Genomic DNA, 12,594 nt, shown 5'->3' on the forward strand with positions numbered 1-12,594 from the left:
AAGGGCGTGCAGCGCCCATACGGATGCAATGGATGGTTGCCTTAATGAGGGGCCAGCCCCTCAAGCTCCCCGGGATATTTTTAGCCAGATGAACAGGGGGGCAAGGGAAGCGTAGGGCCCACTTTACGTAGGCCCTAGTTCTGTTTAGGCGTGATGGTCGATCAGCTGAAGGTGCTGGGCTAGTTTGCCAATCTGCTGCATCCAGTCCGCAACCAATTTTGGATCGCTAGGTGCGGCATGAACCCCGGCGGGCATCTGACCATTCATCGCCGCTTCGATTGCGAATGAAACAGGGACCGAAACCAGACGTGCCATTGCGGTGCTGTCAGCATCGCCCCAGGCATCCATCACATAGGTCTTGTGCCAGACCTCGGCACCGTCTTTTTCAGCTTTGAGTGCGACGCAGAGCACCACGCGATCTGGGTCATCTTCACCGTAGGCGTTGTTTTCCCAAAACTGGTCGGACATTTCTTTAAGCCGGGCATCGCCAGATGGACCTTCCAGTGTTTCGACCTCTTTGAAGACATGGTCCCAGGCATCGGTCCATCCATTCAGGCGCAGGGTACCACGGACGAACGTCTTGACCGACCAATCCTTGCCGAACTCATACTGCTGCATGAACGGGATCGAGTCGCGGTTTGGGTAAACCTCAAAGCTCTCGGGGGTGGGCAGTGGCGCTGTGTAGCTGGAGATCGCATCCCATGGCCGTGCAACGTCCAGTGGTTTGTGATCGCGAATGGAGCGGGAAGGCGAACGCAGAGCCTTGAGTACACCCAGCGGTGACCAGCTGAATTTGTAGCGGAAGTCATTGGCGATCTTGGGGATGCCACCACAGTAAGAGATAAAGCTGATCTCGTTACCTGCGTCATAGGCATCCGACGCCTTGTAGTCATCAACCAGCGCGTGGGCCATTAGGTGGTCGATGCCCGGATCCAGGCCAACCTCGTTGATCACAGCCACACCGGCGGCGCGGGCCTTGTCATCCAGCGCGCGCATTTCTGGCGCGATGTAGGAGGACGAGACAAAATGCGCTTCTTTAGAGATCGCCAATTCTGCTAGTTGTACATGCCAGTCACCCGGCAGCATCGAAACGATGACATCACCTTTGGTGACGTGGGCGGTCAGACTGTCGATGTCAAAGGCGTGGATGTTTTGGGTCAGGTCGCCGACAGCGTCCTGTGCCTTGGCGATTGTGCGGTTCCAAACCGCAACGTCGTGGCCAGCCTGCAGCAGGCGACGCAGACCGGGAATGGCCGAAAGGCCAGTGCCGCACCAGTGAATGGTCATGAGTCTTTCCCCTTAAATGAGATTTATTAGCCCTGTAGCGACCAAAGCCGTGTTTGACTAGTCTTTGGTGTGCTCGGCAAAGGTGGCAGCAGCACGGCCCCAAACCCCAGCATCCAGATCAGCCAGTGTCAGCAGCGATGGCAGCAGTTGTTCGGCATAGTCTTGTGAGCTTTCAACTGGCAGCATCGACGGTAGGTTGTCGATCGCCATCACGTCTAACACAGGGTCCTCTGCAACGCGCAGGGCCGGGGCCTCCCATGTGGTGGCGCGGTCATAAACGGGCACCGGATTGTAGTCGCTATCCGGGTCACAGGCGACATCGCCAATGGCGGACAGCTTGCGTGGTGCGGTCAGCGCGTCCTGTGGCACAAAGACTGGCGTGCCGGGGCGGGCAAAGATGCAGTTCAGGAACATGTCGTGTTCCAGAATCTGAGGGAAGGGGCCACCACAGGCAGTTTCAGCCATATCCCATTTGGTCACCGAAACATCCATTGCTTCGCACAAGTCAGCGGCACCGGTCCCGACACGACCCAAGGCACCGATAACAATGGCAGTGGGACGGATTGCCCCTATGGCGTTCAGTTCAGCGCCAAGCTCACTTAGCAAGGCATCTTTGCTGGGGTACACCTCAACCGGGCCACATGTTTCACCGCGTTGCTGAGCAGCCCAGGATTTCAGAGTAACCGCAGCGCCGGCATAGCCAGCCCAATAGCCAAAGGCGGCAACACGACGGCCATCTTCGCTGACCAAATACTCCAGATCGTACAGGGTGCCGCCACCGGCCTTGAACCGATCCAACAAAGCCTTGCCCGAATGCTGGCCCTTGAAGGCGTGGCCAAACATGATGTGGCGGTGTGGCAGCGGAGTGCCGTCCTCGGGCAGTTCCTTGAGCCCAAAGATGATCGCGTCTGCGGGGGCCTGTGGCCAGCTGTTTTCCGCCGCAATGTCACAGCCCGCGTCGACATAACCCTGCAGCGGGATCGCCCGGACCGAGCTTTCTTCGACTGTGACCTTGATCCCGGCATCCATCAGCGCCTTGGCACCTGTTGGGGTCAGGCCAACCCGATCTTCGTTGAGCCGTTGTTCAGCCCGCACCCAGAGATGTGTCATAGTCATGTCCTTTACAGCATACCGGCCGCATAAACGGCGCGGACTGAATCACGTTGTTCCATTGCTGCCATGAATGCTTTGATTTTTGGGAAGTCGTCAAGCGTAACTCCGTCACCGTCCAACCAGGTGCAGACCACGTAGAGATAGCAATCGGCCAGGCTCACCTCGTCACCCAGAACAAATGGCCCGCGCAAGCCTTTGGAACTGATGTAGGCACAGCAATCACTCATGGTTTGGGAAACTTTGGCAGTCATGTCCTTGTGTGATGCAGGTTTGTCAGCCCAGCGATGGCCGCGTAGCTTATGTGCGTGGGCGACATGCATGGTTGAGGCGAGGTAGAACATCACCTCGCGCATGCGGGCCGACATAACCGGATCTGTGGGGCGCAGGTTGGCCTGAGGAGCCTGATCAGCAACGAATTCCAGCAAGGCGCCGGTTTCGGTCAGGATGCCGCCATCAACCACAAGCGCAGGAACGCGACCCTTTGGGTTTATCTGGGCGTAACCCGACGATGCCTGCTCGTTCTTGGCAAAGTCGACCTTGATGGTTTCGTGCTCAATCCCCGCCTCTTGCAAGGCAATGGCTATAGCGATTGAGATGGTGCCGGGAGCGTAATAAAGTTGCATATCAAATCCTTGCGAAACGAGAACAATACCGGGTTACAGATGGGTTTGGGCATAGTGACGGTCTGGGCCTTCCAGATGCGGCACCGCATTGAACAATGCGGGGCAAAGGTGCCCGCCGATGGGGTGCAACCGATGCATCGAGGTGTTCATGATCGCCAGTGCCATCCGCGCCGTTGCCAGAGTATCTAGACCCAGCGCTAAACGCATCGCGATAGAGATCAGCCCGCCTGACGTCACAACCAACGCCGGTCCCTCGCCTTTGGATATATCGCCAAGCGCACCACTGACGCGGTTTTCAAAGTCACGCCAGCTTTCGGGCGGGTTTTCGATCTCATCTGCCTGCCAAGCGGCAAAGACCTTTGGCAGGTGCTCCACAAACCCTTCACGCTCAGTTGGGATCTCCAACCCGTGCTGCTGCTCCATCAGTTGGGCAAGAGAAAAGTATTCCATCTCGTTCAGCCGCGGGTCGCGGGTCACACCCTCAGCAACGCCCATGCCCTGCGCTGTCTCATAATGCCGGATCAGCGTACCGCAATATACGCGCGGATGGTGGGTACCACTGTCGCGCATATGCGCCCCCAGCCAAGCCGCCTGTTGGTGGCCAAGCGGGCTTAGCTTGTCATAGCTGAGCTCGTCCCGGGCGCCGGTGTTGGCCTGTCCGTGACGGATTAACGTGATGTGAGACATGCAACAGTTCCTATATCTGACTGCAAAGTCTTAGGCGAGGTTCGCAGCCATGAAAAGAGAGGCTTTCACTTGTCGTCCAAGATTCGAATGCAGTTGCGGATCGGGCAGGTGTTGCTACGAATGAAACGCCGTGGAGAAAATGATTTTCAGATTAGAGAATGGGGCCGAAAATGATGGTGAATGCAGAGAGATTTTTGGCTGATTTGCACAAGCTGCGCAGTTTTGGAGCTGCAGGCATTGGCAAGGGCGTGGTGCGCCGGGCCTACGGCGAAGCAGACATCGCCGCTCGCGCATGGTTAGCCTCGCGTATGGCAGAGGCCGGTCTCGAAGTGCACTATGACCCGGTCGGAAACCTGTTTGGTCTTGGCGGTGACCACTCTGTTCTGGTCGGCTCGCACAGCGACACCCAGCCTGAAGGCGGCTGGCTGGATGGGGCGCTAGGGGTGATTGCCGGGTTGGAAATCGCCCGCGCCGCCAAAGAGGCAGGTGAGGCGCCTGTTTCGGTGGTGAGTTTTCAGGACGAAGAAGGTCGTTTTGGTGTGACCACCGGATCGGATGTTTGGTCAGGCAATCTCTCGCTAGAGCAGGCGGATGCGCTCACCGATGACGATGGTGTCTCTATGCAAGAGGCACGCGCGCAGATAGCAGATTTGGTAGGGGACTTTCTGCCCCACGATAGGTTTAGCGGCTTCCTCGAAATGCACATCGAACAAGGCCCAGCACTGGACCAAAGCGATGACCGGATCGGCGTGGTCAGCGATATCGTGGGTATTCGCGATATGCGGATCAGCTTTGTCGGCCGCCAGAACCATGCCGGCACTACTCCGATGCATTTGCGGCAGGATGCTTTCCAGTGTCTGTCCGCGTTCAACACGGAACTGAACGCGCGTTTGGCAAAGGTGGTAACACCGGCAACGGTCTGGACCATTGGCCATGTATCTTTGCACCCCAACGCCTCTTCGGTGGTGCCGGGGCGGGTGACCTTTTCGATGCAATGGCGTGACCGCGACGTCGAGCGTTTGCGGCAAATGGGTGAGATTATTCACGAGCTGGCGAAGGAAATAGCTGCCGAACGTGGGCTGGATGCGGTCCTTGAACCGGTAATGGGAATTGAACCTGTGCCGATGGATGCAGACCTGCAAGCCAAACTGGCAACATCTGCCGAGGCCATCGCCCCGGGTCAGTGGCGCACCATGCCATCTGGGGCCTTGCACGATGCCTCGAACATGGCGACGGTGATGCCGGTGGCAATGCTGTTTGTGCCGTCGATCGGCGGCATCAGCCACGCCTTTGACGAAGACACCGGCGAGGCGGATCTGGTTCTTGGGCTGCAGGTGCTGGCAGGTGCGGTTCAGGCCCTGGCGTAACCGCGCTTCAACGCCCGGTTTCGATACCGGTCAGCCGCCGTCGAGGCCTCGCGCAGGTTGGCATAGATATTGATAACGCTTTGCCCATTGCGTCCGGCCACCCCCCATTCACGAAGCACAGAGACCTCGGAAAACAGGTTCATGGCCAGTTCAACACGGTAGTAACGCGAAATTCTAGCAGCGGTTTGGCGGTAGAGCAGACAAGTGGCCATATCCCGATTCGTAGCGCGTCCGATTCGCGACGGCAAGAGGCCAGAGGCCGCCGAATACTCGGCGCGCCTTGGTTTTTCATCGTTCACTCGTACCCGGCAAAGTCCTGACCGGGCTGAATGTTGGGAAAGGTGACCATGCTTGTTGTCAGTTCAGTCAGGATTTTGGTCACCGGTGTCATCACCCAAGCATGGGAAAACCCTTCGTTCCCCCAGAGCTCAAACTGTTCGGCGGGATCTTCGGTTACGTTATAAACATGAGGGAATGTGTGCTTCTTAATCTCGGCAAATGTAGCCTCGGCTGTGTAGAAATGGACCTTCAAATCCCGCCACTTCACCGCGAATACATCGTCACCAACAAACGTGATGATGTGTTCGCGGTTGGACGTTTCTTGATCACCTAGAAGGAAAGCGCTTTGGTCAATTCCATCAATCGGGCGGTCAGTAGGGATGCGGCTAGCTTCTCCGACAAGTGTTGCCAGTGTCGGATAGATATCTAACACCGAGACGATTTCATTGGTCACAACGCCCTGCGGGATTGCGCCAGGCCAACGAACCATAGCCGGGGTCCGCAGGCCTCCCTCAAACCCTGTGCTCAGCGCACCGCGCCACGGTCCTGTTGATCCGCCAACTTCGCCGGTTGCGTACCCTAGGCCCTGCGGTAACGTACCGGGCCCATTGTCCCCAGTCAGGACCACGATGGTGTTTTCGGCGGCATTGACGTCTTCAAGGGTCTCAAGAATACGGCCGATATTGTGGTCTACCTCGTATTTGATGTCCGAATAATACCCAGCGCCAGATACGCCTTCGAACTCTGGGTGAACAACCCATGGCGGGTGAAACTGCGTAAATCCGACATAAAGATAAAACGGGTCATCCCCACCAGCATTGCGTTGAATGTAGTCGACAGCGCGGTCGGTTATCCTTCGATCAAACGTTGTCTTGCCAGCGATGTCATACAGCTCTGTTTCATAGGACGGTTCTCCCTTTTTTCCCTCCCAGAAATGCGGAGTGGCCGCGACCGCAGGGTCGAATTCAGCCGTGGATGTATACGCGGCAGCGTTAGAGCCTTCGTTGATGCCCCACCATTCGTCATATCCTTGGTCACTAGGATGGCGGCCAACCTGCGATCCAATGTGCCATTTCCCAAACAACGCAGTTTTGTACCCCGCGTCCGAGAGCAGTTCCGCAATGGTATACTCCCAAGGGGCCAATCCATCCGGTTCACCCGGCGCCGCCACTTTTTGTGTTCCTGATCGGATCGGCAAACGTCCGGTGTGGATAGCGGATCGGGTCGGCGTGCATTGGTTTTCAATGTTGAAGTTCAAAAACCGCATACCCTGCGCAGCCAGCGCATCGATCTCTGGTGTCGGAACGACGCTGCCTTGTAAACCAATGTCGCCCCAGCCCCAGTTGTCGACCAGCAAATAGATGATGTTCGGCTTGTCTGATTGCGCGAGGGAAGGGCTGGCAACAACGAGCGGGACCGCGAAAACAGCGGCTGCTAACAGTTGGCGGTTCAATAGGTTCATAGAAATTCCCCTCGTGTTGCAATCTACTTTGGCAAATTCAAATCCGTCGCAACCGCGTTTCAACGCCCGGTTGGGATTTGGCGGTCAAGCGCACAGGCGACCATATATGATTGGTAACGCCGTAGAATCGTGACAGCAACAACCGAAAGGTCTCAAACGCTATTGAGGTCATTGTTCAAACACTCAACGACTTCTGTTCGTGCCGGGCTTCGCAGTAGTTTCGCGTATTTGTATTTGAACGCCCCGCCTGACAGATCGACAATTTGCTGCGCCACCCAAACTGGATCCAGCATGGTTGAGGTGTCTGCGCTGGTTCCTTCCCAGAACGGAGTCTTGATGCCCGATGATGCGGCAACAAGAACCTTGCCAATACCGGGATCCTGCGCCAGCGATGCCCCTAGCATCCCAAGGCCTGCCTTCGTGGCGCAATATGCCGGTTCATATTCTCGGGGGGTGTACTGTGAACTGGATGTTATCAACATGACTTTCAGCGGGGTAGGGGCACTTTGTTTGAGACGTTGGATCAACATCATCGGCGCCAGAAGGCCGACATTCGTCATCGTTCTAAGATCATGATCGCTTAGCTGATCAATATGCCCCCACTGAAGGAAACCAGCGGCATAAATTAGCGTATGGATGTGTTCAAATTCCCGTAGCACTCGATCGATGTCGCCTGCCAAGGCATCGCTGTCATCTGTTATTGCCAACTTGGCGTAGACCGCGCCTTCAAGACCAGGATCCTTGCGCCCAGTGACGCAAACTTTGTGGCCATCTGACATATAGTGTTTGGCCAACTCCTTACCGACCCCAGACGTCCCACCAACGATCAGAATATTCTTCTTCAAAACGAATTCCTCTTAAATAAGACCGTCGTTCACGGACAAAATTTCCGTTTTCGGTCACTTACCCCCAGCTAACATCACCTAGGAAAATATAGCCAGCGCCGTAGATCGTTTTAATCAGGCGCGGGTTTTTCGGATCCTCGCGCAGCTTGGTACGAAGGCGTGAAATTCGTACGTCCATCGCCCTATCAAAACTGTCGCCGGCCGCTCCGCCAAGCATTTCCTGCATCTGACTGCGCGAAATCAACCGTTTCGGGCTATCCAGAAACAGCCGCAGCACTTCGCCCTCGGCATGGGAAAACGGGGTTTCGTCGCCGCTGTCATCTTCCAGCATGTAACGGTCAAAATGTGCCGTCCAGCCTGAGAAACGCGCGGTATCGCCTGTTTGCGCCGCCGGGCGTGGGCCACTGCGCAGACGGGCCCGAACGCGGGCGACAACCTCAACTGGGTCAAACGGTTTGGTGATGTAGTCATCGGCCCCCAGCTCCAGCCCCGTCACCCGGTCCTGCACCTGCGCGCGGCCGGATATGATGATTACTGCAGCGCCCTGTTCCAATGCCAACCGGTGCACCAATGACAACCCATCGGTGTCGGGCAGTGACAGGTCCACCAAACAAACATCCGGAGTGACCCGCTTCAGCGAGGCCTCAAATTCACGAGCACGGGCAAAACTCTGGGTGCGAAACCCGGCCTCGCTTAGCGCATCGGTCAGGATCTGACGGATTTCGGGTTCATCATCCAGAATAGTAACAAGGGGCGCAGTCATGCCGTGGTCTCCGGGTTGAGCAATGCCGAGAGTTGGGCGGCAGTAAATGGTTTTTGCAAGACAGGCCCTCGGCGGAGAGCTGAACGGTGATGCGGATCAGATTGCGGCAACGAGGTCATCAAGATGCAGGGTAGACCTGATCCTTGCAGTCGCGATTCCAGATCCAATCCAGTCGCCTCACCCTGAAGGCGGATGTCGGATAGCACCAGTGATATATCCTGGAGGTCCGCTGCCAATGCACAGGCCTCATCGACCGAGGTGGCTTCGATAACGGAATGGCCAAGATCAACCAGCATGTCGCGAAACGTTGCGCGCAGGTCTTCACTGTCTTCAACAAGCAGAACAAGTCCACCGCGCGCATCTGGTGCCTTGCGGTAGGGCAGGCGCAGAGTAACACGGGCACCCGAAATGGTGTTGCCGATGCTGAAATCTCCGCCAGCCAGTTTTACCGAGTCATAAACCATTGGCAGGCCCAGCCCCGATCCTTCGCCACCTTTTGTGGTGAAAAACGGGTTCAGCGCCTTATCCAGCGCCTCTTTGGAAAAACCGGGGCCGGTATCATTGACCGTGATTTCCAGCCATGTTTCCCCGACGATATGCGCACTGACGGTGATCTGACCCGAAGCACCACATGCATCGCGCGCGTTTAGAATTAAGTTCAGCAAGGCATCCTGCAGCACACCCGGATCCAACAACAACGGTGCATCCGGTGTATTGTTCAACAGGCTCAGCCCCATCGCTTGCGGCAGCGATGGCGACGCCAGAATTTTCAACTCGTTCAGCAAGGTGTTCATTTTGGTGGCTTTGGGGCGGAGGGTGCGGTGGCCCGTCATATCTGCGATCCGGTTTAGCAACCTGCCACCACGTCGGGCCGCTGACAAAGTGCCCTGTATCAGGTCATGTGTTTCCGGCGGCAGCGACATGCTTTCCAGCTTGCCTTGCATGCCCAGTATGATGGTGAGCAGATTTGAAAAATCATGCGCCAACCCACTGGTCATCTGCGCCGCCATTTCGCGCCGACGGGCCTGTTGTAGCGCGACACGTGTTTGGGTTTCCTCGGTGATATCCATCGACAGAACATAGATACCACCCGCTGGATCTGGGGTCAGCGCCACCCGGATACGGCGGCTGCTGTGGTTCTCGGTGAATTCAAACACTGGGTTCTTGCCAGTATATGCCGCTTGAAGATGTGGATCGATACGGGCGAACGATGCCTCACCCAAAGCCTCCGAAATGTGCATCCCACGTATCTTGGAGGGGCGACCCGGAAATACCGAGCTAAGGCGACTATTGGTATAAGTATAGTACCCATCTTCATCGACATGCGCGATATGGGCGGGCATCATCTCGGTGGTTAGCCGGGTGCGTTTCTCAATATCGGTCAGTTGACGCTTGGTCTCCTCTAAGGACATGTTCGATGCGGCCAGTTTTCTGTTTGCCGCTAAGAGCTTTTCTGTGTGCTCAAGGACCTGCCCAGACAGTTCTTCTGACCGGGTGCGCAACAGATGTTCAACCTGTTTGGTGCGGGTGATGTCTGTGTAAACCGTGACCCAACCGCCATTCGGCAACGGGGCTCCCTCGACCGAGATGAACTGGCCGTTACCCCGTTCGCGCTCCATATAGTGCGGTGCAAAGTCCAGCGCCTGATCAACCCGCTGCTGTACCAACTCGTCTAGATCATCAACTGGCCCGTATTCACCAGTTTCGGCGATAAAGCGGATGGTGTCGTCAAATCGGGCACCGGGGGTGGTCAGGTGTTCCGGCAGACCAAACATCTCTTTGAACCGGTGGTTGCAAACAGCAAGTCTAAGGTCGTCATCATAAATCGACAGGCCCTGAGCAATCAGGTTCAGTCCCGCGCTGGTCATTGCAGTGGTTTGCTTGCTTGAAATGCTCATCGTTTCCCCCGCGATATGGCTATCACTATGGGCGGAACTGTCAAAGGGCGATGCGCAAAATTGCGCAGCGTTGGACATAGAAAAAGCGCTGTTACAATTCGTAACAATTGGGAAACCTTCAGGAAAAAGTTGACGGTCAATCATTACCAAGTCCCTAATCGGGATCAGAATCGCCAAAAGCGATCAATCCGGCCGAGGAGGGCCGGAGTGGGAGGAGAATTAAATTGGCTCAGATGCAGTCGGGCGCCGAGGGATTGCGATCCCTACCGGCGCTGCTTCAACGCAACGCGACGCAGTTCGCGAATTCACCCGCATATCGGGAGAAGGAATTTGGCATTTGGCAATGCTGGAGCTGGGCCGAGGCTGAAAAAGAGATCGAGGCGCTGGCGCTGGGTCTGATCAATCTTGGTGTCAATCGGGGTGATTTCATCGCCGTGATTGGCCGCAACCGCCCCTATATGTACTGGTCGATGGTTGCCGCCCAATCCGTGGGTGCCATCCCGGTGCCGCTGTATCAGGACGCCAACGCCGAAGAGATGGCCTATGTGCTTAGCCACTGCGGAGCGCGCTTTGTAGTTGTTACCGATCAGGAGCAGGTCGACAAGGTGATCGAGGTGCAAGACCAACCGCATCAGTTCGAACATCTGCTGTATCTTGATCCACGGGGCCTGCGTAAATACGACCACACGCAACTGCATCAATACAGCCATGTGCAGGATCAGGGCCGCGCTGCCCATGACGAACTTATTCCTGATTTGAACAGGCGCCGGGCCGAGCTGGACTACGACAGCACCTGTGTGATGCTTTATACCTCGGGCACCACTGGCAAGCCCAAGGGTGTGGTTCTGTCCAACCGCAACGTGATCGAAAGCGCCAAAAACGCGTCTGAGTTTGATAAGCTGGGCGTTGATGACGAAATCTTGGCCTATCTGCCGATGGCATGGGTGGGCGATTTCATCTTCTCCATCGGTCAGGCATATTGGACTGGGTTCTGCGTGAACTGCCCCGAAAGCGCCGAAACCATGATGACCGATCTGCGCGAGATCGGCCCAACCTACTACTTTGCGCCGCCGCGAGTGTTCGAAACCCAGCTGACCAACGTCATGATCCGGATGGAAGACGCAGGAAAGCTGAAGCAGCGGATGTTCCACCACTTCATGGCGCACGCCAAGAAGGTTGGGCCGGACATTCTGGACGGCAAACCCGTCAGCTTTATGGACCGGATCAAATACGCGCTGGGCGATTTCATGGTCTATGGCCCACTGAAAGACACATTGGGTTTCGGCAAGGTCCGCGTTGGCTACACCGCTGGTGAAGCGATCGGCCCCGAGATCTTTGAATTCTACCGCTCGTTGGGCATCAATCTGAAACAGCTATACGGCCAGACCGAGGCCACGGTGTTCATCACAGTGCAGCCAGATGGTGAGGTGCGTGCCGATACAGTGGGTATTCCTGCGCCGGATGTTGAGATCAAGATCGAGGACAATGGTGAGATCTTCTATCGCTCGCCGGGCACCTTTGTTGAATATTATAAAAATCCGGAGAGCACGGCTGACACTAAGGATTCCGAAGGTTGGGTTGCCACGGGTGATGCTGGCTTCTTTGAAGACAAGTCGGGACACCTGCGCATCATCGATCGCGCCAAAGACGTTGGCAAAATGGCTGACGGCAGCATGTTTGCCCCCAAATATGTCGAGAACAAGCTGAAGTTTTACCCCGACATTCTAGAGGCAGTGCTGTTTGGCAATGGCAAGGACCGCTGTGTTGCCTTCATCAATATCGACCTGACGGCGGTGGGGAACTGGGCCGAACGCAACAACATCGCCTATGCCTCGTATCAGGAATTGGCTGGCCACCCCAAGGTGCTGCAAAGCATTAGCGAGCATGTGTCTACGGTCAATAAATCCGTCGCCGAAGATCCAATGTTATCGGGCTGCCAGGTGCATCGCTTTGTGGTGCTGCACAAGGAATTGGATGCCGATGACGGTGAAATGACCCGCACCCGAAAGGTGCGCCGCCGGATTGTCGAAGAAAAATTCGCCGATATTATCGCCGCGCTTTACGACGGTTCGAGCCAGATCTCGACCAACACCGAGGTGACCTATGAAGATGGTCGCAAGGGCTCGATCAGCGCCACGCTGGATATCGGTGATGCCGAAGTGGTGACAGTGATGGCGCAGAAAGTGGCTGCAGAATGAACATAGCAGCGACGAAAGCCGCTACGCGGCACATTCATGCCTCCGGCGGGAGTATTTCTGGCAAAAAGAAGG

11 protein-coding genes are annotated in these 12,594 nt (G+C 56.2%); 2 read left to right on the plus strand and 9 right to left on the minus strand.

All coding sequences use genetic code 11. The annotated features are described in order from the left end of the window. Positions 1 to 144 precede the first annotated feature (144 nt). The 4 genes from DL239_RS13190 to DL239_RS13205 are packed head-to-tail and all read right to left on the minus strand — an operon-like array spanning position 145 to position 3,710. Positions 145 to 1,287, minus strand: coding sequence for a saccharopine dehydrogenase family protein (locus DL239_RS13190; RefSeq protein ID WP_167684565.1), 1,143 nt, complete (start codon positions 1,285 to 1,287; stop codon positions 145 to 147). Between the two features lie 57 nt (positions 1,288 to 1,344). Then, positions 1,345 to 2,397, minus strand: coding sequence for a saccharopine dehydrogenase (locus tag DL239_RS13195; protein ID WP_167684566.1), 1,053 nt, complete (start codon positions 2,395 to 2,397; stop codon positions 1,345 to 1,347). A gap of 11 nt (positions 2,398 to 2,408) precedes the next feature. Then, positions 2,409 to 3,023: a glutathione S-transferase family protein gene (locus DL239_RS13200; protein WP_167684567.1), complete on the minus strand. Its 615-nt coding sequence runs from the start codon at positions 3,021 to 3,023 to the stop codon at positions 2,409 to 2,411. Between the two features lie 33 nt (positions 3,024 to 3,056). Beyond that, positions 3,057 to 3,710 carry a histidine phosphatase family protein gene (locus DL239_RS13205; RefSeq protein ID WP_167684568.1) on the minus strand — a complete coding sequence of 218 codons (654 nt, stop codon included), beginning with the start codon at positions 3,708 to 3,710 and terminating at the stop codon, positions 3,057 to 3,059. A gap of 170 nt (positions 3,711 to 3,880) precedes the next feature. Here DL239_RS13205 and DL239_RS13210 point away from each other — a divergent pair, with 170 nt between their 5' ends. Beyond that, entirely contained in the window at positions 3,881 to 5,077 is a 1,197-nt protein-coding gene (locus DL239_RS13210) for a hydantoinase/carbamoylase family amidase (RefSeq protein ID WP_167684569.1), read from the plus strand. Here DL239_RS13210 and DL239_RS13215 read toward each other — a convergent pair. From DL239_RS13215 to DL239_RS13235, 5 genes are all read right to left on the minus strand, one after another. After that, positions 5,062 to 5,289: a WGR domain-containing protein gene (locus DL239_RS13215; protein ID WP_167684570.1), complete on the minus strand. Its 228-nt coding sequence runs from the start codon at positions 5,287 to 5,289 to the stop codon at positions 5,062 to 5,064. The genes DL239_RS13210 and DL239_RS13215 overlap by 16 nt on opposite strands. An 83-nt stretch (positions 5,290 to 5,372) precedes the next feature. Continuing rightward, a complete protein-coding gene (locus DL239_RS13220; RefSeq protein ID WP_167684571.1) occupies positions 5,373 to 6,818 on the minus strand; it encodes an arylsulfatase in 1,446 nt (481 codons plus the stop codon). A gap of 152 nt (positions 6,819 to 6,970) precedes the next feature. Beyond that, the gene (locus DL239_RS13225) at positions 6,971 to 7,663 is read right to left on the minus strand and encodes an SDR family NAD(P)-dependent oxidoreductase (RefSeq protein WP_167684572.1); all 693 of its coding nucleotides are present in this window, start codon (positions 7,661 to 7,663) and stop codon (positions 6,971 to 6,973) included. A gap of 58 nt (positions 7,664 to 7,721) precedes the next feature. Then, positions 7,722 to 8,426, minus strand: coding sequence for a response regulator transcription factor (locus tag DL239_RS13230; RefSeq protein WP_167684573.1), 705 nt, complete (start codon positions 8,424 to 8,426; stop codon positions 7,722 to 7,724). Then, entirely contained in the window at positions 8,423 to 10,324 is a 1,902-nt protein-coding gene (locus tag DL239_RS13235; protein ID WP_167684574.1) for a hybrid sensor histidine kinase/response regulator, read from the minus strand. Before DL239_RS13235 ends, DL239_RS13230 begins: the two co-directional genes overlap by 4 nt. Before the next feature lie 233 nt (positions 10,325 to 10,557). Between DL239_RS13235 and DL239_RS13240 the strand changes: the two genes are divergently transcribed. Beyond that, positions 10,558 to 12,522 (plus strand): AMP-binding protein, encoded by a 1,965-nt coding sequence (locus DL239_RS13240; protein ID WP_167684613.1) that lies wholly within the window; start codon positions 10,558 to 10,560, stop codon positions 12,520 to 12,522. Positions 12,523 to 12,594 lie beyond the last annotated feature (72 nt).

This window comes from Parasedimentitalea denitrificans (genome assembly GCF_011813015.1).
GTDB lineage: Bacteria > Pseudomonadota > Alphaproteobacteria > Rhodobacterales > Rhodobacteraceae > Parasedimentitalea > Parasedimentitalea denitrificans.

What these genes read in the sequence shown, in the direction of transcription:
- DL239_RS13190 (WP_167684565.1), bottom strand. Translation starts at nt 1,287, where the DNA reads ATGACCATTCACTGGTGCGGCACTGGCCTTTCGGCCATTCCCGGTCTG.
- DL239_RS13195 (WP_167684566.1), bottom strand. Translation starts at nt 2,397, where the DNA reads ATGACACATCTCTGGGTGCGGGCTGAACAACGGCTCAACGAAGATCGG.
- DL239_RS13200 (WP_167684567.1), bottom strand. Translation starts at nt 3,023, where the DNA reads ATGCAACTTTATTACGCTCCCGGCACCATCTCAATCGCTATAGCCATT.
- DL239_RS13205 (WP_167684568.1), bottom strand. Translation starts at nt 3,710, where the DNA reads ATGTCTCACATCACGTTAATCCGTCACGGACAGGCCAACACCGGCGCC.
- DL239_RS13210 (WP_167684569.1), top strand. Translation starts at nt 3,881, where the DNA reads ATGATGGTGAATGCAGAGAGATTTTTGGCTGATTTGCACAAGCTGCGC.
- DL239_RS13215 (WP_167684570.1), bottom strand. Translation starts at nt 5,289, where the DNA reads ATGGCCACTTGTCTGCTCTACCGCCAAACCGCTGCTAGAATTTCGCGT.
- DL239_RS13220 (WP_167684571.1), bottom strand. Translation starts at nt 6,818, where the DNA reads ATGAACCTATTGAACCGCCAACTGTTAGCAGCCGCTGTTTTCGCGGTC.
- DL239_RS13230 (WP_167684573.1), bottom strand. Translation starts at nt 8,426, where the DNA reads ATGACTGCGCCCCTTGTTACTATTCTGGATGATGAACCCGAAATCCGT.
- DL239_RS13235 (WP_167684574.1), bottom strand. Translation starts at nt 10,324, where the DNA reads ATGAGCATTTCAAGCAAGCAAACCACTGCAATGACCAGCGCGGGACTG.
- DL239_RS13240 (WP_167684613.1), top strand. Translation starts at nt 10,558, where the DNA reads ATGCAGTCGGGCGCCGAGGGATTGCGATCCCTACCGGCGCTGCTTCAA.